General features: G+C 70.9%; 16 protein-coding genes. 4 read left to right on the top strand and 12 right to left on the bottom strand.

Going from position 1 to position 20,488, the window contains the following annotated elements:
• Window positions 1-456 precede the first annotated feature (456 nt).
• From ACFWX1_RS04210 to ACFWX1_RS04170, 9 genes are all read right to left on the bottom strand, one after another.
• A complete protein-coding gene (locus ACFWX1_RS04210; RefSeq protein WP_378383650.1) occupies window positions 457-3,516 on the bottom strand; it encodes an AMP-binding protein in 3,060 nt (1,019 codons plus the stop codon).
• A gap of 19 nt (window positions 3,517-3,535) precedes the next feature.
• Window positions 3,536-5,269, bottom strand: coding sequence for an asparagine synthase (glutamine-hydrolyzing) (gene asnB, locus ACFWX1_RS04205; protein ID WP_378383648.1), 1,734 nt, complete (start codon window positions 5,267-5,269; stop codon window positions 3,536-3,538).
• Between the two features lie 12 nt (window positions 5,270-5,281).
• Window positions 5,282-6,358, bottom strand: coding sequence for a DUF1611 domain-containing protein (locus tag ACFWX1_RS04200; protein WP_378383646.1), 1,077 nt, complete (start codon window positions 6,356-6,358; stop codon window positions 5,282-5,284).
• 1 nt (window position 6,359) lies between these two features.
• Complete coding sequence (locus tag ACFWX1_RS04195) at window positions 6,360-7,595, bottom strand: MFS transporter (protein ID WP_378383644.1); 1,236 nt, start codon at window positions 7,593-7,595, stop codon at window positions 6,360-6,362.
• Entirely contained in the window at window positions 7,592-9,685 is a 2,094-nt protein-coding gene (locus ACFWX1_RS04190) for a prolyl oligopeptidase family serine peptidase (RefSeq protein WP_378383642.1), read from the bottom strand. Before ACFWX1_RS04190 ends, ACFWX1_RS04195 begins: the two co-directional genes overlap by 4 nt.
• A 12-nt stretch (window positions 9,686-9,697) precedes the next feature.
• Window positions 9,698-10,231, bottom strand: coding sequence for a hypothetical protein (locus ACFWX1_RS04185; RefSeq protein WP_378383640.1), 534 nt, complete (start codon window positions 10,229-10,231; stop codon window positions 9,698-9,700).
• Window positions 10,232-10,266: 35 nt separating this feature from the next.
• Window positions 10,267-11,172, bottom strand: coding sequence for a TauD/TfdA dioxygenase family protein (locus ACFWX1_RS04180; protein ID WP_378383638.1), 906 nt, complete (start codon window positions 11,170-11,172; stop codon window positions 10,267-10,269).
• Window positions 11,173-11,332: 160 nt separating this feature from the next.
• On the bottom strand, window positions 11,333-12,589 hold the full coding sequence (locus ACFWX1_RS04175) for an MFS transporter (protein WP_378383636.1): 1,257 nt from the start codon (window positions 12,587-12,589) through the stop codon (window positions 11,333-11,335).
• A 27-nt stretch (window positions 12,590-12,616) separates the two neighbouring features.
• Window positions 12,617-14,644 (bottom strand): DUF5107 domain-containing protein, encoded by a 2,028-nt coding sequence (locus tag ACFWX1_RS04170; protein ID WP_378383634.1) that lies wholly within the window; start codon window positions 14,642-14,644, stop codon window positions 12,617-12,619.
• Between the two features lie 255 nt (window positions 14,645-14,899).
• Between ACFWX1_RS04170 and ACFWX1_RS04165 the strand changes: the two genes are divergently transcribed.
• The 4 genes from ACFWX1_RS04165 (at window position 14,900) to galE (ending at window position 18,374) form a co-directional block, all read left to right on the top strand.
• A complete protein-coding gene (locus tag ACFWX1_RS04165) occupies window positions 14,900-15,364 on the top strand; it encodes an NUDIX hydrolase (protein ID WP_378383632.1) in 465 nt (154 codons plus the stop codon).
• The gene (locus ACFWX1_RS04160; protein ID WP_378383630.1) at window positions 15,361-16,215 is read left to right on the top strand and encodes a protein phosphatase 2C domain-containing protein; all 855 of its coding nucleotides are present in this window, start codon (window positions 15,361-15,363) and stop codon (window positions 16,213-16,215) included. The genes ACFWX1_RS04165 and ACFWX1_RS04160 overlap by 4 nt, the downstream gene beginning before the upstream one ends.
• A gap of 32 nt (window positions 16,216-16,247) precedes the next feature.
• A complete protein-coding gene (locus tag ACFWX1_RS04155; RefSeq protein WP_378383628.1) occupies window positions 16,248-17,312 on the top strand; it encodes a glycosyltransferase family 2 protein in 1,065 nt (354 codons plus the stop codon).
• Between the two features lie 66 nt (window positions 17,313-17,378).
• Window positions 17,379-18,374 (top strand): UDP-glucose 4-epimerase GalE, encoded by a 996-nt coding sequence (gene galE, locus ACFWX1_RS04150; RefSeq protein ID WP_378383626.1) that lies wholly within the window; start codon window positions 17,379-17,381, stop codon window positions 18,372-18,374.
• Window positions 18,375-18,381: 7 nt separating this feature from the next.
• Here galE and ACFWX1_RS04145 read toward each other — a convergent pair whose 3' ends face one another.
• The 3 genes from ACFWX1_RS04145 to ACFWX1_RS04135 all read right to left on the bottom strand — a co-directional run bounded on the left by ACFWX1_RS04145 (window position 18,382) and on the right by ACFWX1_RS04135 (window position 20,437).
• Complete coding sequence (locus ACFWX1_RS04145; RefSeq protein WP_378383624.1) at window positions 18,382-19,257, bottom strand: LysR substrate-binding domain-containing protein; 876 nt, start codon at window positions 19,255-19,257, stop codon at window positions 18,382-18,384.
• A 42-nt stretch (window positions 19,258-19,299) separates the two neighbouring features.
• Window positions 19,300-19,614, bottom strand: coding sequence for a nuclear transport factor 2 family protein (locus ACFWX1_RS04140; protein ID WP_378383622.1), 315 nt, complete (start codon window positions 19,612-19,614; stop codon window positions 19,300-19,302).
• 67 nt (window positions 19,615-19,681) lie between these two features.
• Entirely contained in the window at window positions 19,682-20,437 is a 756-nt protein-coding gene (locus tag ACFWX1_RS04135; RefSeq protein WP_378383620.1) for an SDR family oxidoreductase, read from the bottom strand.
• Window positions 20,438-20,488: the final 51 nt, after the last annotated feature.

The raw sequence follows: 20,488 nt of genomic DNA, 5'->3' as shown, positions 1-20,488 counted from the left end.
TCCTCTCTATTCTTTTTTTTTTTTTTTTGTGTTTATGAGAGTGGTCGTTTTTTGAGTACGATCCCAGATGCAGCTCAGATAACCCTTGATCGTGTCGTTCTCAATCCTTTCCCCGCCGCGCGGTGGGGAAACGGAAACACACTTCCCGCTTTACCGCCGCTTCGGCCACACCTTTTCGAGCCGGCTCGAACCCGATCGCCGTCACTTTGTCCCGTCACCGGAACGCACACCGGTTCCACCGGGACACCGCCGAATTCGCGGGCCAGGTGACGCGTATTTCGAGCGAACGACCGAAAGATCATCGCGGTCTCGCATACTCCAAACGAGACATTCCAGCGGCTCTCTCGGATGCGGACAGAAACCGGGGACGGCCCCGGCATAGCCAAGCCTCACCTATGATCCCCGTTTCACCGTCCCCAACGGAGCATGCGCGACAGCGGTCCGTACCGGGACCACTTATCCCGCCACGCCGGGCACACGGGTGTGGAGGCGATCGGTGAAACGCTTCACGAGATCCTCCGCAACGATTTCCGCGACGGCTTCCTGCCGGAAGTAGACGGTCAGCAGCAGGCCACCCTCAGCCCTCGGCCACAGTTCGGCGTGCAACTCCAGCGGCAGGTCCAGATAGGGCTGCCGGTGGAACGAGGTACGGAGGCCCTCCAGCGGGAGATGCGGGATCGCGTTGTCCTGCAAGGCGAACAGCGTCTGGAACAGCGGTGGCCTGCCGGTGGTTCCGGCGGGCCGCAGCACCTCCGCGACCGGCACGTCCTGTGCCTCGAAGGCCCGAGCGAACAGGCGCCCGGTCTCGGCCGCACCGGTGACCGGGTCCAGCGCACCCCCGCGCAGGCGGACGCAGAGCATGGTGAGGTGACAGCCGACCGCGTGCTCGATACCGGGGCCGTGGCGCTGGGCCACCGGAACACCGACGGCGAAATCGTCCTGCTCGGTGACCTCGGCCAGGCTCGCCGCCCAGTCGGCCAGCAGCACGGCGAACCGGCCGGTACCCGCGTCCTTCGCCCGCGCGTCCACCCGGCCGAGCACCTCGGCGGGCACCGTCGCCTCCACCAGCCCCGGTCCGGTCGCTCCGGACGTCGTCACGCCCGCCGGCCACCGCAGGTCCGGCACGTCCGCGAACTCCGCGCGCAGGTATTCGCGCTGGGCGGCCAGATCCGCGGCGCCCAGCCGCTCGACGTAGTCGTCGCGCGCGGCGGCCAATGACGGCGGCGCCGCCGCGGGCGGGACACCGTTGTAGGCCGCGGCGAGATCACCGGCGAACACCGATTCCGACCAGCCGTCGAAGGCGATGTGGTGCACCACGCATCCGAACACCGTCGTCCCGCTCTCCGCCACCGGCACCAGCGCCGCCCGCCACACGTCCCCCGATCCGGGATCGAGTTCTTCCGCGAACAGGGTGCGCAGCGCGCGGATCGCCGCCTCCACCGCGGGCTCGGCGGGCAGCACCTCCAGCGGCGGCGCCTCGATGTCCAGCAAACGTGCGACGGGACTCGGGTCGGCGACGTAGGCCGCGCGCAGCGGTTCGTGCCGCCGGTGCACGGTCTCGATCGCCGCGGTGAGGGCCTCCCGGTCCAACTCGCCCTCGACGATCCAGGTGAGCAGGCAGTGCCCGGTCCGGTCGGCCGGATCCACCAGGTGCTTGGTCAGGTAGACCAGCTGCATGGGGCTCAGTGGCACCTCGCCGGGTCCGGCGGCGGAATCCGGCGCGACGGCGGGCCGGGTACCGCGAAGCCACTCGGCCAGGGCTTCGGCCGTCGAGTGCCGGTACAGCCGGGAAATCGGCACCGCGCGGCCGAGGCGGGCCGCGAGCCTGCCGCACACCCGGCCCGCGTCGAGCGATCCGCCGCCGAGTTCGGCGAAGGGCACATCGGCCGGCACGGCAGGCACCCCGAGGACCTCGGCGAAGACCTGCACCACCACCCGCGTCGTTTCGTCGGCAGGCCGTGCCCCGGCGGCCGGGAGTGCGAGGTTCCGCGGACCGCCTGCCATCGCCAACAGCGCGCGTTCGTCCAGTTTTCCTTGTGCGGTAACGGGAACGCTCTCGATGCTGAGCACCGACGCCGGGCGATGGTGTGGCAGCAGGCCCTGCCGGAGCGCGGCCATCGAGCCGGGCAGCGGGTCGCCCGGCTCGACGGGCACGCAGAACGCCACGAGCTGGGCGGCGGCACCGTCCTGATCGGTCCGCGCCAGCACCACACAGGACCGCACACCGGGCAGCAGCCGCTCGATCTGACGCTCGACCTCGGCGGGTTCGATGCGGTGGCCCCGGATCTTGACCTGCCGGTCGGCCCGGCCGCCGAAATGCAGCAGCCCGTCGTCGTCCCACCACCCCAGATCGCCCGTCCGGTAGACACGCACCGTCCGGTCCCCCAGCGGCAGTTCGGTGAACCGTTCGTCGGTGAGCGCGGCAGGCCCCAGATAACGCAGGGCGAGGCCGTCGCCGGAGAGACAGATTTCCCCGGTCTCACCCGCTTCGCACGGACGTGTGCCGTCCAGGACGTGGACCCGGGTACCCGGAACCGGACGTCCCAGCGGAATGCCGCCGGGACGATCGCAGTCGGCCGCGGTGATCGGATGCGTGGTGGCGAACACGACGTTCTCCACCGGCCCGTACCCGTTGAGCAGCGTGATCCCCGGATGCGCGCGCAGGAAACGGCCCACGTGCGCGGTGGACAGCCGCTCGCCGCCGATCAGCACCTGACGCAGACCGCCGAACGCGGCCACGTCCTCGTCGACGATCATGTTGAACAGGCTGCTGGTGAGCCACACCGTCCCCACGCCGTGCTCCGCGATCCCGGCACGCAGCACCGGTCCGGACAGGTACGGTTCGCCGACGATCAGCGCGGTGCCCCCGCTCAGCAACGCCGACCACAGTTCGAGCGAGAAGGCGTCCCAGGGCACCGGGGCGGCCAGCGGCACCACCGTGCCGGGGCCGAACCGGGCGAAGGTCCCCGGCTGGAACAGCCGCGCCGTCGCGCGGTGCGGGGTCAGTACTCCCTTGGGGCGCCCGGTGGTCCCGGAGGTGAAGAACACGCAGCAGGGCGCGTCGGCGCCGACCTCGACCGGCCGGAAATCCGGTGGCGGGCAAGCGGGTCCGGCCGGCGGGACCCACACCGGCGCTATCGGGGACGCGTCGCGGGCGATCACCAGCCGGGCGCCGAGTTGTTCGCCGACGTCGCGGAGCCGGCCGGCGGGCCACGCCGGGTCGAGCAGCGCGTACGCCGCGCCCGCCTTGAGGACCGCGAGCAGAGCCGTCACCAGCTCTTCGCCGCGTGGCAGGACGATCGGTACCAGATCCCCGGGGACCACCCCGGCGGCGATCAGTCCCGCGGCCCACGCGTCCGCGGTCCGGTCGAGGTCCGCATAGGACACCCGGCGCGCGCCGGAGATCAGCGCGGTCGCCCCCGGACCGGCCGCCGCGATCCGCGCGACCGTCTGGTGCAGGCCCTCGTCGGGCGCGGTGCACGGGGGCCCAGCGGTCCACTCCGGTTCCGGTCGCATGTCTTCCTCTCCCTCGGTGTCACCGCGCGGCTTCGGCCGACCAGCCCAGCGCGGCCGGGTCGTAGCGGCCCTCGACGTGGACCTGGTGCCACAACGAAAAACAGACGAGCACCCACAGCCTCCGCCAGTCGAAGTCCTCGCCGTCCCGGTACCGTTTGAGCATCCCGAATGCGGCGTCCCGGTCGACGTACCGGTCGGTGCAGGCTTCCCCCAGCACGTGCTCGGCGAAGTCATGCAACTCGTCGCGCAGCCAGAACCGGATCGGCACCGGGAAGCCGAGTTTCGCCCGTGTGGCAACGGGTTCCGGCACCACGGCGGACACGGCCCGGCGCAGCGCGTACTTGGTCGTGTCCTCGGCGATCTTGTCGCCGGGGGCCAGCCCGGCGGCGACCGCCAGCACCTCGCGGTCCAGGAACGGCACCCGCAGTTCCAGGCCGTGTGCCATGGTCATCCGGTCGGCCTTGGTCAGGATGTCCCCCGGCAGCCACAGCGAGAGGTCCACCAGCTGCCGGGCCGCCACCTCGTCGAGCCCCTCGGCCCTGGCCCGCCGCAGGATGGGGGTGGTGAGCTCGCGGGCGTTGGCTCCGGGCACCACGGCGACCTGGTCGACTTCCTCGTCGACGTAGACCTGGTCGGCGCCGAGGTAGCCGGGCCCGGCTTCCCGGTAGACGTGGTAGCCGCCGAACAGTTCGTCGGCCCCTTCGCCGGACAGCACCACCTTGACGTGCTTGCGCGCCTCGCGGGCCAGGAACCACAGCGCGATGGCGGCGGCGTCGGCGAACGGTTCGTCGAGATGCCAGACGATCCTGGGCAGGTTCGCGGCGAACTCCCCCGGCGTGATCACATACGGGTACGACCGCACGCCCAGCGCCGCCGCGGTTTCCTCCGCGCGGTCGATCTCGCTGTAGCCCTCCCGCTCGAACCCGACGGTGAAGGTCTTCAGATCCGGGCGGTGCCGGGCGGCCAGCGCGCAGATGGCCGCGGAGTCCACGCCGCCGGACAGGAACGCGCCGAGCGGGACGTCGCTGCGCAGGTGTGCGGCCACGGAGTCCTCGAGGGCGGCCAGGATCCGTTGTGGTGAACCGGGATCCGGCTTCGCGGCGGGGCGGAGCCGCGGCCGCCACCAGCGGCTGATCCTCGGCTCCTCGCCGGGCCGGAAGGTCAGCAGCTGGCCGGGTTCCAGTACCTTCACGTCGGTCGCCATCGTGTCCGGCCCCGGCACGTACTGCACGCTCAGGTACCGGCGCAGCGAATCGGTGTCCACCTCGCCGTGTGCGCCGATCTCCACCAGCGCCTTCTTCTCCGACGCGAACCACAGCGCGCCGTCGCGGACCGCGTAGAAGAACGGTTTGATGCCGAAGCCGTCGCGAGCGGCGAACAGCTCGCGCCGTTCGGTGTCCCAGACCGCGAAGGCGAACATGCCGCGCAACCGGTGCAGGACCTCGGGTCCCAGCGCGGCGAAGAGTTCGAGCAGGACCTCCGTGTCGCACCGGGACCGCGGCGTCGTGCCCAGGTGCTCAGCGAGTTCCCGGTAGTTGTAGATCTCGCCGTTGAAGACGATCACGTACCGTCCGTCGGCCGAGGACATCGGCTGGTGCCCGGCCGGGGTCGGGTCGATGATCGCCAGCCGCCGGAACCCGAGCGCCACCCCGTCGCCGGTGAAGACGCCCTCGTCGTCGGGACCCCGATGGGTGAGCCGGGACGTGGTGTCGCGCCAAGGGCCGGTGCCGACGACGCCGCAGAACCCGCACATCGCTTGCCTCCCTTAGGCGTTCAGTACGGCATCGAGCAGCGGATCGGCCCCGTAGCGCAGCACGTCGGTCGCCGGGAGCCCGGTTTCGGCGGTCAGGCGGGCGAGTGCGGCGCGCACCTCGGCGTCGGGCACACCGGCCGTCATCACCGAGATACCGGCCACACGGCAGCCGGAGCCGGGCGCCGTCCAGCGCACCGCCTGTTCGTTGATCTCCACGGCCCGGCTCAGCGAGGGCAGCGGCTGGCCGGGAAGCAGTCCCAGCGCCGTGCGGTTCAGGTCGTGACACAGGATCATCGCGTCCGGCCTGCTGCCGTGCACCAGCCCCAGTGTGACGGCCGAATACCGCGGATGGTTCACCGCGCCCTGGCCCTCGACCAGCACGAGGTCGTGGTCCTCGGCCGCGGCGTGCACCTCCTCCTCGACGATGGCGTTGAGGAAGTCGGACATGACGGCGTCGACCGCGACACCCCCGCCGGAAACCATCATCCCGACCTGGCCGGTCGCCACGAAGACCGAGGCCACACCGCGCTCCCGTGCCGCGTGGTCCAGCTCCAGCATCGTGGTCATCTTGCCGCTGCCGCAGTCGGTTCCCACCGCCAGCACGGTCCTGCTCCCCCGCCGGTGCTCGCGGTACTCGACGATCGGACGGCCGTCGGCGGCGAACCGCGTGTGGTACCGCTCGACCGGGGACCTGCGCAGATCCCAGATCCGGGCCCCGGTGCGTTCGGCGGCGGTCCGGATCCCCGCGTCCTCGCCCAGTTGGTAGTGCAGGCCGCTGACGACGTCCAGACCTGCCTCGACCGCGACGAGAACCTGATCCCGCCAGTAGGGCTGCAGCCCGGAGCCCACCGGCTCGTCCGCCAGCAGCAGCGCGTCGGGCTCGTACTCCAGCGCGGCCCGGACGTCCCGCAGGATCGGAATCCCGGTGCCGAGGCCGACCACCTCGCCGGTATCCCGGCCGGCGTTCCGGCTGTCGACCACGGCCACCACGTGCTCGCGCCGGTACCGCAGCATCGCGGTCAGCGTCTTCGACGGGTCCGGCGTGATCTCGTCGTCGGCCAGGACGGCGAGGCGTTTCAGGTGGTCCATCTCAACTCCCACTCCGCTCTGCTGTCGATGCGGCAGGCACCGCCGGTGCGGACCGCACCACGACCTGTTCGGCGAGCAGGCCTGCCACGAGGAATCCGGCGCCGATCACCGGCCATCCCCAGCCGCCCGCGGCCAGCGCCACCGTGGTCGCCACGACCGGGCCGAGCAGCAACCCCGTGCCCGAGGTCATCTCGAACACGCCCTGGTATTCCCCGTGCGCGGCGGGATCGGCGAGTTCGTAGCTCAACGTCCAGCCGCCCGCCGCCGTCCACATCTCGCCGAGGGTGAACACCACGATCGCGGCGAACGGGACCGCGAGGGCCCAGGCCCCGGCCAGATACGGCGCGGTGCCGAACACGGCGCAGCTCAGCGCCAGCGCGGTGGCGCCGCGGCGCATCGTGACGGCGGCACCGCGCACCGCGTTCGCGCCGCGGGCCGCCCACACCTGCAACACGATCACCATCGCCGTGTTGGTGAACAGCAGCAGCGCGACCAGCGGGCGCGGCACGTGGTGGTTGCCCGCCAGCCACAACGGCACCGCGATGGTGAGCACGCTGTCCCGGATCTCCAGCAGGCCGGTGAGCAGCCCCACCACGACGTACCGGACGTCGCGCAGTGCTCGCCAGTCCCGCTTCGCCCGCCGCCCGCGCGGGACGGCCGCCCCGGGCACGGCGCGCACCAGCAGTCCGCCGATGGCCAGCACCGCGGCGTTGCCGAACACCACCGCGAGGTAGGCGCCGCGATCGTTGAGGTACAAGGGAATCGCCGCGGCGAGCGTGCCCAGCGACATCCCGATGTTGAGCACCGAACGCTGATAGGCACGGAACCTGGCGCTGTTCCCCGCCAGCTGGCCCACCAGCGCGTTCTCGCCGATCTGCTTCCCCATGCGCAGCGAAGCGACCAGCAGTTGCACGAGCGCGAAGCCCAGCAGGTCGGTCACCAGCGAGTAGGCGGCGACGGCGACCCCGGCCGAGATGCTCAGCCACACCGCCGCGTTCCGGGCGCCCCAGCGGTCCGCGAGCCTGCCCGCCACCACCGCGAACGCCATCGCCACGGCGGTTCCGGCGCTGTAGGTCAGCCCGACGTCGCCGGGGGCGAGCCCGACCACGGTGACGAAGAAGACGGTGTTGCACGCCATCGCCGCGCCCTGCCCGGCGGACTGGACCAGCGTGGCCGCCAGCAGCGGGCCGCCGCCTCCCGCCAGGACGTCGCCCGCGGCTTCCCTGAGCCGGATCACCCCCCGCTGCCCGCGTCGATCACGAACGCGAGCACCTCGGCGGCGCCACGGGCCACCTGGTCCGAAGTGGACGGACCGTGATGACCGCCGTCCCCCAGTTCGGTGCGCAGCAGGACGCGGTTGCCGTCGGTGTCGGCCGCCCGCAACGCGGCGGTCCACCTGGCCGGTTCGTGCACCATCACGCGGGGATCGTTGTAGAACGCGGTGACCAGCAGCGGCGGACGCGCACGGCCGGAGACGTTCTCGTAGGCCACGTACCGCCGCATCAGCCGGTAGATCTCCTCGTCGCGGGGATCGCCCCACTCCTCCCACTCGTTGACGGTGAGCGGCAGCTTCTCGTCCAGCATCGCGTTGAGCAGGTCCACCGCGGGCGCCTCGGCCAGCACGCCCGCCCACAGCTCCGGATGGTCGGTGTAGGCCTGCCCGACCGGGATGCCGCCTGCACAGCTGCCGTGGCAGACGACCTTGCCCGGGTGTGCCCAGCCCTGCGCCACCAGGTGATCCCGCACCGAGATCAGGTCGGCCGCCGAGTTCTGCTTGGCGGCCATGGAGCCGTCCAGCCAGCCGGCGCGGCCCAGCTCGCCGCCGCCGCGCACGTGCGCGATGGCGTAGACGAAACCCCGGTCGAGCAGGCTGACGTTCTGACCGGAGAACACCGGTTCCCACGGCCGTTCGTAGGCTCCGTAGCAGTACAGCAGGCACGGATTGCCCCCGTCCGGGGTGACGTCGGCCCGGTAGGCGATCGTCACCGGGATCGCGACCCCGTCGTGGGACGTGGCGAAGAACCGCTCGGTGCGGTACCGCGCCGGGTCGTAGCCCGTGACGACCGTCGTGCCCACCACTTCACGGGCTCCGGTGCGGAGGTCGATGCGGTGCTGCACGGGCGGGTCGACCAGGGACTGCTCGGTGAGCACCACGCTGCCGCTGTCGTAGGCGGTGCGGTTGTCCAGCTGCACCCGCGTCGCGTCCCGCCTGCCCTCGATGAGCAGGCATCCCGCCGGGTTCGCCGGGCTGAACTCGTGGCGGGTCCCGTCGATCCCGAACAGCTCGAAAACCGTTGTGCCGTCGCGATAACCGCTGACCAGCAGCCCTTCGGCGAACACGTCGAGACGCTGCCGGTGCAGCCGGGGATCGACCGGGACGAGCTCGCTCCACTCCGCCCCCGCCGTCTCGGCGGTCGCGGTGCCGAGCAGCCGGCGCTCCTCGCGGCCGTCGCACAGCAGCATGACGAACCGGTCGAGGCCGGGACCACGCTGATGCTCGGTGAAGTACCACCTGCCGTGCTTGCGGGGCAGCACCGGACGCGGCGGCGTCCCGACGTCGCCTGCCGGGACGAGCAGTTCCTCGGCCGTGGTGCGGCTCTGGTTGGAGATGACGATCCACTCCCGGTCGCGCGTGGTGCGCAGGATGGTGTTGAAGTGTTCGTCGTCCTCGCTCCACAGCAGCCGGTCGGGCTGTCCGGCCGGGGCGCCGACCGAGTGCGCCAGCACCTGGTACGGCCGCATCGCCGGATCGTGCACCACGTAACAGAAAACCGACGAATCCGCGTTCCAGGCCCCGGTGTAGTAGGTGCCTTCCCTGGTGCGCGGGAGATCCTCCCCGGTGCGCAGGTCACGGAACCGCAGCTGGTAGGACTCGTACCCGACGTGGTCGACCGAGTAGGCGAGCAGGGTGCCGTCCGGGCTGGGCTCGAACACCCCGATCCGGGTGAACTCCCGGCCCGCGCCGAGCACTTCGAGATCCAGCACGACCTCGGTCTCCCCGGTGGCCACGGAACGACGCGCGTAACGCGGGTGCCTGCTGCCGTCCCGCGCCTGGAGGAAGTACTCGAAATCCCCTACGCGCCAGGTGAATCCCGCGCCGCCGCTGCTGTCCCGCCCCGCCGACTCGGCCATCAGCCGGTCGACGAGCGGGCCGAGCTTGCCGACGTAGGCGTCGAAGTACTCTCGTTCGGCGACCAGGTACTCCATCAGCCGCGGATCGTCGTGATCGCGCATCCAGGCGTAATCGTCGACGACCTGCTCGCCGTGCAGTTCCCGCACCGAGTGCTGCCGAGGGGCGCTGGGGACGCCGGATCCCTGGCCTGCCATCAGAAACCTCCGTCACGACCGATTCAGGATCACGCCGGCCACGGGCCGCGGTTGCCACCACGAGGTCAGCCCGAGTGCGCCGCGCCGGCTGAAGGAGAAATGCACGTGGTCGATGTGCGGATTGGGCCCGGTGTAGGGACGCCATCCGTCCTCGGCCGCGTAGGAACCCCAGATGCGGGAATCCCAGATCATGTACATGATCCCGAAACGCCGCGCCGCGGCGAACGCGTTGCCGTCGGCGTCCGGGGCGAGCAGCCAGCCGAGCAGTTCCCGCGCGAGTTCTCCTTGCGTGTCACGGTGAACTCCCCAGTCCCATGCCCGGCCCTCCTTGTGCTCGCTGCGGCCGGGAACGTCCTCAGGGCGGTTGATACCGCGGCTGGTGGTGCCGGGGAACGCGGCGAGCACCAGATCACGGAACGCGGTCACGCCGGCCTGGGGGTACGGCAGGAAACCCGTCTGGGGTTCGTAGGCGGCGGGCTCGTCGATGGGGACGCCGGCGAAACGCTCGAGGCCCCCGGTCAGCTCACGGACGCCCGCGGCGGCCATGGTCGCACTCCTCGGATTCCGGTATCACGGGACGCTCAGGCGTTTCCGAACGCCGCGGTTTCCCCGCGCAGGGTGACGCTCGGCCTGCCGTCGACGCCGACCGGGACGGTGCCCACCGAGGTGACCCGCTCCCCGCGCCGGTGCCGGTCGCCGTAGTCGAAGATCGCGTAGTGCATTGTGGACTGGTTGTCCCAGATGGCGAGGTCGCCGGCACGCCACCGCCAGCGCACCGTGTGCTCCGGCTTGGTCGCGTAGTCCTGCAGCGCCCGCAGCAGATCCCGGCCCTGCTGCGGGCCGTGGTCCAGCACGCGGCGCGCGAAACCGCCCAGCAGCAAGGAACGCTCGCCCGTCTCCGGGTGCACCCGGACGACCGGGTGCTCGGCTTCGAAGATGTCGGTGAGGTAGTTGGCCCGGTACTCGGCGGTGCCGGTGTAGGTGTCGTCGGTGTAGTCGCAGTCGTTGGAGTGCACGACCCGCAGCCCGTCGGCCAGCTCCCGCAGGCCGCGCGGGAGGTTCGCGTAGGCGACCGCGGTGTTGGCCCACAGGGTGTCCCCGCCGACCGGCGGCGAGACCTTGTTGTGCAGGAAGGCGAACGACGGCGGCTTGACGAGGTAGGTCAGGTCGGTGTGCCAGTGGTTGGCCCGGGTGCCCTCGCCCCGCGAATCCATCTCCCGCATCAGCGGACGGCCCTCCGGGCCGCCGTAGATCGGGTGGCCGAGCGTCAGCTCGCCGAACCGCCGGGCGAACGCGACCTGGCGTTCGTAGTCCAGGGGCTGATCGCGCAGGAACACCACCTTGTGCTCCAGCAGCGCCCCGCGGATGGTGGCGACGGTTTCCTCCGCCAGCACGGTGCTCGCGTCGACCCCGCGAATCTCCGCCCCGATGTTGCCGGACAGCGGGTCGATCACGACGCCGGCCGGGGCGGCGATGGTTTCGGTCATGGTTCGTACCCCTCCCTGGTCACGCAGGCGGAATCCGGCCGCTCGCGGCCGTCCGGGAAACTCGGCGGGACGGCCGGGCGGCTCCGCGCCGCGCCGGTGTTGCCAAGAATGCTGCCAGTGTTTGCCTAATTGGGCAAGGGCCTGGCAACACGCCTTTTCCTCATGAAGCGGGTTCGCCGGACTCGGCCAGTGCCTCTCCGGCACGGGGCCTGGCCGTTCTCCGCCGCGGCGGGGAGCCGGGCAGTTCGCGGACGGCGGGAATCGCCGTGAGCACGACCATGCAGACCGTGCCGAGGACACCGGCGACGACGAGCACCGTGGCGTCGCCGAACGCCCCGCCGACCGGCCCCGCGGCGGCCCGGCCCAGCGGCACCATCGCCATCGTGCCCATGATCTCGTAGGCGGAGACGCGGTTGAGCACGTCGGCGGGCACGTTGGCCTGGATCGCGGCCGACCACATGACACCCCAGTAGGCGCGGCCGATACCCGCCACGAGCATGCCGAGGCCGAGCACGGGGATCGGTGCCCCCAGCGCGATCAGCACCAGCTGCGGCATGAACGCGGCGTAGGCGATCGCCCCGACCAGCAGCGGACGGCGGGGCGAGGTGTACATCCCGGCGACCCCGCCGAGTACCGCCCCCACCCCGAACACCGCCTGCAGCAGCCCGAACGCCGTCGCCCCGTGGTCCTGGATCAGCACGGTGGTGCCCAAGACCAGATACGGCCCCGAGACCACGATTCCCACGCAGCAGAACACGCTCATCACCGACACCAGCCACGGTCTGCTCTTGAACTCGCGCCAGCCCTCGCCGAGATCCGCCCGCATAGCGAGCTTCCCGCGCGACGCGGACCGCATCGGCAGGCGGGTCGACAGGATCAGCACGCCGCTGACCACGTAACTGGCGGCGTCCACCGCGATCACCGCCGCCGGGGACGCGAACGCGAGGATCCCGCCCGCCAGCGCCGGACCGGCCATGGTCACCATCGACTCGGTGATCCGCAGCAGCGCGTACGCCTCGCGGACCCGGCCCCGCGCGATCTCCGGGACCACGCCCTTGGAGCCCGGCTCGAACATCGCCCCGGCCGCCCCGGTGATCACCTGGAGCACGACGATCCGCCACAGCGACGGATGCGCGCCGGCGAACTCGGCGACCAGCAGGCCCATCGACACCACCCGCGTCGCGTCCGCCAGCACCAGCACCGGTTTGGGCCGCAGGTGATCGGCGAGCACGCCGCCGATCAGCATCAACGCCACGAACGGCAGCAGCTGCGCCGCCAGCACCAGGCCGACGCCGGTCGCCCCGTACCCGGCGGCCAGCACCCCCGCCGCCAGCCCGACCGGCAGCATCATGTCACCGAGCTGGGACGCGGTCCTGGCGGAGACGTAGAGCGAGAGGTTGTACGAACCGGCTTTCACGAACGTCCCCCCGGTATGCCAGTCGGTTCAGTGCGCGGCGTCCCCGGCGACGGTCGCCTTGCCGTAGATGTTCTCCAGCATCGCCTGATCGGTCGCGAGCGGATTCCACCGGAAGTTGTACCGGTCGGGCAGCGGCCGATCGGGAAAGGTCAGGAACCACAGCCGTTCCAGGAGGATCTCGGACGACCTCATGGTCGGCAGGGTGAACTCGCCCGCCAGCACCGCGGCGTCGGAGGTGTCGTCGCCGAGGGTCTTGGCCGCGATCGCGCGGATGAGCCGCAATCGCGGATTCTCCAGCAACGCGTCGTCAAGGTTGTCCAGCAGCCGCAGGCACCCCGGCAGATCATCCGCCGCCAACATCATCGAAGCGCCTTCTATGGCAAGGGGAAGCGAGCGCGGCGCGAGTTCACACGCCTGCCGGATGACCTGCACGGCCCCGGCCTCGTCCCCCTCGGCCTGGCGGACCAGGGCGAGCGCGCGCAACGCCCACGCCGAGGACTCGAGACCGATCGACCTGAGATAGTACCGTTCCGCGGTGGCGAGGTCGTGCCGCGCGTGGGCCAGCGCGCCGAGCAGGTACTCGGTGAGCCAGCTCCGCGGCGCGCGGGAAAGCCGCGCTCGCCAGTCGTCGCCGGTGACATACGACAGTGGCGCGTCCGCGACGTCCGATGCGGGGAGTTCGCCAGTTTCCAGCAGCGCCAGCCAGGGCGCTTGTTCGTCGCCGAGGGTGTCGTCTCCGAAGGGCGTGCCGGTGATCTCCGGCCAGACCACCGAAGCCGCGTCGGCTCGCCGGCGTTCGAGCGCACCCCAGCCGCTTCCGCGCGTGAAGAACTCGTGGGGCTCCCGCGCGGTGATCGTCTCCATCGCGCGATGGGCTTCGTCCAGCGCTGTCGCGGTGACCAGGGTGTCGAGCCGTCGCTCGACGGCGGCGACCGCCGTCGGCCAGTCACCGTGCACGAGCTCGGGGTCCACCTGGAGCAGGCCGTACGCCTCGGTCCACGAACAGGCGTCTTTTGGCTCAACGGCAACGTGTTCGTACTGCGTCGTCGTCAGCCCGGACTGGAATTCGCAGTACCGGTCCTGGCCGTCGCCGGTCAGCCACGACTGCCAGTGCCTGCACCCGACCGTGTTCCCCCAGGCGAACGTCTTGCGGCCGCGCAGTGCCGGCGTCGACGCCTGGGCCAGCCCGATGCCGGACTCGTCGAGCGCCGCGGCCCAGGGACGTTCCTCCGGCACTTCGCAGTAGTTCTCGGTCGAAAAGGCGGCACGGGCGGGATAGCTGTAGTCCACGCCGTCGCGGGCCGGGAAGGGAACCGAGTCGAGCGTCCGTTCCAGGGACGTCCAATACGCGCGGCTCGCGGGGGTCACGATCCGGACCCGGTCGGTTTCGGGAACGGCGGCGTTCGCCCAGCAGTACGTCGGCGCGGTCTCGTCGCCCGGATTGAGGATCCGGCCGTGCACGAAGAGCACCGGCGAGCCCGGCGGCAGCCATGCGGAGAAGCTGAAGATCGTCCCGTGCAGCCTGTCGAACTCCCACATGCGCAGCACCGGTGAGCCGTCGGGCCCGGTCACCGCCGCGCTGTGCAGAGGCGCGCAGGTGGCGGGCGAGTGGCCGTGCGTGCCCACGTTCCACTCGACGCCGCCCGCGAACCACGCGTTGCACACACCGAAGTTGACCGGCTGGAACACGCTGTTCGAGAACAGCAGGTCCCGGCCGGTCGGCCGGTGGCGCAGCGACCACAGCCTGCCGCCGAGGCTGGGCACGAACGTCGCCCGCAGCACGTCGTTTTCCAGTACGACAGCAGGAATCGTGCCGGGTGCCCGGTCGCGGCCGTAGGCATCCCTGATCAGGTAAGGCATCGACGTCTTCAGCGCGCCGTACGCGGCGCCTTCCCTGATACGGCGGGGAAGATCGGAGCCGGTCAGGTCGACCGGAACCTCCATCAGGCCCTTCAGCGGGGGCAGCGGGTTCGCCGGCCCCAGGCTCGCCACGGGCATGGACAGTTCATCGCGGTAGAGCGCGCTACGACCGCTCTCCTGCTCGACTCGCGCCATCTTGTGGTGTCCATTCGGTACGGAGGATCCAGTCGTACGCCGGCACCCTTCGAACGGCGTGCTCGCCGAAGGGCCGCGTCTGAAGGGCGTTTCCGATCGAGCCTAAGAGCCGGTCGCCGCGATGGCAACCCATTGCCAGACGATCCGGCAAACTATTGCCAGCACGTCCCGGGGTCGGGCAAACTGCGAGGGTGACAGCAGGGCCCTCGACCCCGGCATCGGTTTGCCGGCCACTGACGTGAACGGAGCCCCTCTGTGGACTACATCAAGGAAATGCGCGCGCTGGTGGGCACCCGGCCGCTGCTGCTGCCCGGCACGCTGGTCATCGTCGGCGACGCGCGGCGCCGCATCCTGCTGATCCACCGGGCCGACACGCGGGAATGGGCCTTGCCGGGCGGCCACATGGAGCCGGGCGAAACCTTGGCGGGCACCGGAATCCGCGAGGTACGCGAGGAGACCGGGCTGACCGTGGCCGATCTCGAAATGCTGGGAATCTGGTCGGGCCCGGAGTACTTCTTCGAGTACCCCAACGGGGATCAGGTCTACAAGGTCGTCGCGGTGTATGTCGCGCAGAGTTTTCAGGGGCACCTTCGCCCGGATCCCGCCGAAGCCCTCGACGCGCGGTTCTTCGACCCGTTCTCGTTGCCAGAAAACGTTTTCAGCCAGGAACGCGGCTTCATCGAGAAGTACCGGGAAACGACGGCGGAAGTCAGCCGATGAAGCACCCGCAGATCTCCTTCGCCACCGCCGCGGGCTCGTCGTTCGGCGGCGCGGGCGAGGGCTCCCCCTGCCGGGCCAACGAAGACTGGGTCGGTGCCCTGCCGGACGCGGTCGTCGTCCTCGACGGCGCCGGAGTCCCCGAGGGCGTCGACACCGGCTGCGTGCACGGCGCCGCCTGGTACGCCGCCGAACTCGGGCAGCGGGCGGTGCGCCGGCTCGGCGCCCACCCCGAGCTGGGGCTGGCCGACACGCTCGCCGCCGCCATCGCCGACCTCGCCGCCGACCACCGGCTCACCTGCGATCTCGGTCATCCCGGCACCCCGTCGGCGACGGTGGCCATGGTCCGTTTCCGGGACAGCGAAGTGGACTACCTGGTGCTGTCGGACGCGACCGTGCTCCTGGACGACGGCCACCGCGTCGAGGCCGTCTGCGACCAGCGCAACCACGCGATCTCCCCCGAACTGAGCGAGTCCAGCCGGCGGCACGTCCCCGGTCGTCCCGACCACGAACAGGCGTTGCGGCACTCGATCACCGTCGTGCGGGAACACCGGAACCGGCCGGGCGGGTTCTGGATCGCCAGCGCCGATCCGGCGGCGGCACACCACGCGTTCACCGGCTCACGTCCCCGTTCCGCGCTCCGCCGGGTCGCCCTGCTGACCGACGGTGTCACCCGCCTGGTCGAGATGTTCGGGGTGGCGGGCTGGCCCGATCTGCTCGACATCGCCGAGCACATCGGCCCGCGCGCCCTGCTCGAAAAGGTCCGTACCTGGGAGAACCGGGACCGGGAAGCGGCACGGTGGCCGCGGACCAAGATCCACGACGACGCGACCGCGGTGCTGTGCCTGCCCTAGCCCGGTGATCCGAGGGCACTACTGGAGGGAACATGACAGTCTCGCCGACACCGCCGACCATCGGCGTGATCATCCCCGCCTGCGACTCGGCGGAGTTCATCGACCAGGCGCTGGCCTCCGTCGCGGCGCAACGGCAGCCGGTCGACCAGGTCGTCGTGGTCGACGACGGTTCCCGCGACCGCACCGGTGTGCTGGCGGCCCGATGGGCGCAGGTGCTGCCGCTGACCGTGCTCAAGTCGGAAACCCGCGGTGGCATCTCGCACGCCCGGCAGCGCGCGATCGCGGCGCTGGAAACCGAGGTCGTCCTCCAACTGGACGCCGACGACTTCCTGCTCCCGCACCACGTTTCGACGATGTGCGCGGCGTACCTGGAGAAGCCGGGGCTGATCAGCCCCCGCCCCCTGGTGTGGAACGGCGTCGATCCCTGGCAGGTGGCGGCCTACCACAAGAATTCGCTGCCCGCGCCCGGAGACCAACTGGACCAGTTGCTGGTCCAGAACTACGTCGTGATCGGCGGGATGTACAGCAGGGAGCTCTACGCCGAAGCCGGGGGATACCGCCCGATCGACTACTACGAGGACTGGGATCTGTGGCTGCGGATGGTGGCGGCCGGGGCCACGGTGAGCAAACCCGCGGAAGCCACCTACGTGTACCGGGTCCGGGCGAACAGCGTCAGCGGGCTGGTGGACCGTCACGCGGCGGAATCCTGCGTGCTCACCAGGTTCCTGGCGGACTGCACCCAGCCGCGCTACCGGCGCACCGCGAAGATCTCGCTGCTGCAACGCATCGGCGCGACGTCCATCGCCCGCCTGCCGGAGACCGCGCTGAACGCCGGGCAGCGGGACGTGCTCGCACGGCTGGGCGTGCCCGTCGACCGCGTCCGTTCGGCCAGGCTCGATCCCGATCTCGGCCTGTTCGTCGCGACCCCCGACGACCGGTCCGGTGCACTGTGGACGGTCGTCGATCTCGCGGCGGAGGACATCGTGCTGCGCGGCCGTCTGGCGGGCGAGGCACTGGTCGTCGATTACGCCGGCGACGAGGCACTGGTCCTGAAGCGATCGTCCCTGCGCGACACGCTCGCCGCGCAGGGCGCGTGAAGACGTCGAAGCTCCCCCTCTTCGTCTTCGAGAACGCCGTGCGGGCACCGAGGGAGGGAGGCCACGGTGAAGGTGCTCATCGCGGGCGGCGCCGGTTACATCGGCAGCACGATCGCCTCGGCCTGCGCGGACGAGGGCATCGAACCGGTGATCCTCGACAATCTCGCGACCGGCAGGCGCGAGTTCACCGCGGGGCGTGTCTTCTACGAGGGAGACATCGCCGACGGCGCGCTCGTCGACCGCGTCTTCGGGGAGCATCCGGACATCGACGCGGTCATCCACTGCGCGGCGCTGATCGTGGTTCCCGATTCGGTCACCGATCCCGTCCGGTACTACCGGGCGAATGTCGCCAAGAGCCTGGAATTCGCCGCCCATCTGCTGCGCAACGGCTCCCGGCGCCTGGTGTTCAGCTCGTCGGCGTCGATCTACCGGCCCGCCGCGGACCTCAGCGTGAACGAGCACTCGCCCATCACGCCGCAGAGCCCGTACGCGCGGACCAAGGCCATCTGCGAGCAGATGTTCGCCGATATCGCCGCCACGCAGCCGATCCGGGTGCTGTCCCTCCGCTATTTCAATCCGATCGGCGCGGATCCCAAGATGCGCACCGGTCTGCAGTTGCGGCGGCCGAGCCACGCGCTGGGCCAGATGATCCAGGCCCAGGAACAGGGCTGCCCGTTCCGGGTGACCGGCACCGACTACCCCACGCGGGACGGGTCCGGGATCCGGGACTACGTGCACGTGTGGGATCTGGCCGCCGCCCACGTGGCCGCGCTCGGCAGATTCGACACCCTTTTCGAGGAGGACGCCCGTTTCACGGCGATCAACCTCGGCACCGGAACGGGAACCACCGTCCGGGAGTTGTTCACCGCCTTCAACAAGGTGACCGATCTGCCCCTCGAGTCCGTCGACGTCGACCGGCGGCCCGGTGACGTCGTGGGCGCCTACACCCGCAGCGACCGCGCCCGGCACCTCCTCGGCTGGCAGCCCGAATACTCGATCGCGGAGGGAATCCACCATTCCCTGCAATGGGCCACGCTCCGCGACGACGTCCTGGAGCCGTGAAGGTCCGTCATTGCCCGTTGGCGGCGAGGAATTCGTCCCGGATCTCGCTGGTGGTGTGCGGGTTCCACAAGGCGTGCAGGGGCGCGTGGATGGACGGCCGCACTGCGAGGACGCGCACGCGGCCGTCCGCGGCGGTGCCGGGCCGCGCCGTCACGAAGGCGACGTGCCGGGTGCCGAGGACGGCGGTGACCGGCGGGGTGCCCTGGATGGGGTTCCGGGTGACGCGGGGCTCGAACCCGGCCCGGCGGCAGTGGTCGAGCAGGAGATCGGTGTAGCCGGACCGGCCGGGTTCGCCCCACACCACGAACTGCTCGCCGGCGAGTTCGGGAAGGCCGACGTGGTCCCGGCCGGCGAGCGGATGGTCCGCGTCGACGGCGATCGCCAGCCGGTGCCTCGCGAGCGTGGTGCGCGTCAGCCCGTGCGGTGGCCGCGTCCCCCGGCACAGCGCGATGTCGAGCCCGCCGCCGAGGAGCTGCTCGACGAGCTGGCCGGGATACCGCTGATTCACCTCGGTGCGCAGGTCCGGCAGCTCGGCGAGCACGGTGCGCAGCAACGCGGTGACCTCCTCGCCCGTCACCGCCGGGGTGTGCCCGATCCGCAGCGTCGCGGCTTCCCCTCGGCCGATCCGCCGCGCCCGCCGGACGGCCGACCGGGCGACGCCGTGCAGGACACGCGCGTCCTCGATCAGGGCCAGCCCGGCGGGCAGCGCGGTGACGCCCGTGGCGTCGCGGTCCAGCAGCGGGACGCCGACCTCGCGTTCGAGGGTGCGGATCGAGGTGCTCAGCGCCTGCTGGGAAAGGTGCAGCCGCGCGGCGGCGCGGGTGAAACTGCCTTCCTCGGCGACGGCGATCAGATGGTCCAGCTTGCGCAGATCCAAGCCCATGTCACCCTCCCCCGCGTCCGGCCCGCCCGCCGGGCGGCGGGGTCAAGCCTGCCCGGTGTCGAACCGGGCGATCCTGCCGTCCCGCACGGTGAACCGCCAGCGCGTCCGCATCGCGCCCCACGTCGAGTTCGTGAACGTCGCCACCAGCGCCAAGCCACCGTCCTCTTCGGACTCGACGGTCATCCGCCCGTCCGCGGAGAAGATCTCCTTGTCCACCCACGCGGCCAGATCCCGGTCCGTGCCGTCGTCGGACATGGTCGCGTCCTCGGCCAGTACCGCGTCGAACGCCGCCCGGTCCCCGGCGTTGATCGCGGCCACGAACGCCTGGACGACCGGGTTCGTCGGTTGCTGCGTCATCTTCTGCTCCTTCTCGTGCGCCGGACGGCCCCGTCGATCATCACCCACCCGGCGCCGCGTGGCGTGGTCAGCGGGTGGTGTAGCCGCCGTTGGCGAAGATCGTCTGCCCGGTGATCCACCAGCCGTCGGTCGCCAGGAACCGGACCAGCGGCACGATGTCCTCGATCTGCGTGAGCTGGTTGCCCAGCGCCTGGGACTTGTGGAACTCCACCCGTTCGGGGGTCTCCTGCGGGTAGAAGAACGGCGTGTCCATCGGGCCGGGCGCGACGTTCGTGACCGAGATGCCGCGCGCCGCGAACTCCTTGGACGCCGCACGGGTGAAGTGTTCCAGCGGCGCCTTGCCGCCGGCGTAGGTGGAATAGCCGTCGGTGTAGGCGGCCAGCAGGGAGGTGACCAGGCTGATGATCTTGCCGTGGTCGTTGAGCCTGCGGCCCGCCTCCTGGAGGAAGAAGTACGCGGCCTTGGCGTTGATCGCCAGCATCGTGTCGTACTCGTCCTCGGTGGTTTCGAGGATCGGCTTGCGCAGCACCATCCCGGTCGTGTTCACCGCCACGTCGACACCGCCGAACTCGTCGACCGCGACGTCGAACAGCCGCCGCACCTCGCCGACCCGCGTCAGATCCGCCTGCACGATGACCGCCTGCGACCCGGCCGCGCGTACCGCGTCGGCGGTCTTCTCGGCGTCCGCCTCCGACCCGTCGCCGTGGTAGTGGATCACGACCTTCGCACCGGCGTCCGCGAACGTCGTGCTGGTCAGCCCGCCCAGGTTCTTCGCGCCCCCGGCGATCACCGCGACCTTGTCCCGCAACGTGTGTTCCGTCATCGATCCGCTCCTCTTTCCCTTTCACCCGGCCGTTTTCCGGGCCTGTCCCCA

The organism is Amycolatopsis sp. NPDC059021, from assembly GCF_042739895.1.
Classification (GTDB): Bacteria; Actinomycetota; Actinomycetes; order Mycobacteriales; family Pseudonocardiaceae; genus Amycolatopsis.
This window is presented reverse-complemented; position numbering and strand designations above follow the sequence as displayed.

Bases quoted from the DNA above. Each gene is read 5' to 3' on its own strand.
- ACFWX1_RS04210 (WP_378383650.1), bottom strand. From the start codon at position 3,516: ATGCGACCGGAACCGGAGTGGACCGCTGGGCCCCCGTGCACCGCGCCC.
- ACFWX1_RS04185 (WP_378383640.1), bottom strand. From the start codon at position 10,231: ATGGCCGCCGCGGGCGTCCGTGAGCTGACCGGGGGCCTCGAGCGTTTC.
- ACFWX1_RS04145 (WP_378383624.1), bottom strand. From the start codon at position 19,257: ATGGGCTTGGATCTGCGCAAGCTGGACCATCTGATCGCCGTCGCCGAG.
- ACFWX1_RS04135 (WP_378383620.1), bottom strand. From the start codon at position 20,437: ATGACGGAACACACGTTGCGGGACAAGGTCGCGGTGATCGCCGGGGGC.
- ACFWX1_RS04170 (WP_378383634.1), bottom strand. From the start codon at position 14,644: ATGGCGCGAGTCGAGCAGGAGAGCGGTCGTAGCGCGCTCTACCGCGAT.
- ACFWX1_RS04160 (WP_378383630.1), top strand. From the start codon at position 15,361: ATGAAGCACCCGCAGATCTCCTTCGCCACCGCCGCGGGCTCGTCGTTC.
- ACFWX1_RS04200 (WP_378383646.1), bottom strand. From the start codon at position 6,358: ATGGACCACCTGAAACGCCTCGCCGTCCTGGCCGACGACGAGATCACG.
- ACFWX1_RS04155 (WP_378383628.1), top strand. From the start codon at position 16,248: ATGACAGTCTCGCCGACACCGCCGACCATCGGCGTGATCATCCCCGCC.
- ACFWX1_RS04190 (WP_378383642.1), bottom strand. From the start codon at position 9,685: ATGGCAGGCCAGGGATCCGGCGTCCCCAGCGCCCCTCGGCAGCACTCG.
- asnB (WP_378383648.1), bottom strand. From the start codon at position 5,269: ATGTGCGGGTTCTGCGGCGTCGTCGGCACCGGCCCTTGGCGCGACACC.
- ACFWX1_RS04180 (WP_378383638.1), bottom strand. From the start codon at position 11,172: ATGACCGAAACCATCGCCGCCCCGGCCGGCGTCGTGATCGACCCGCTG.
- ACFWX1_RS04140 (WP_378383622.1), bottom strand. From the start codon at position 19,614: ATGACGCAGCAACCGACGAACCCGGTCGTCCAGGCGTTCGTGGCCGCG.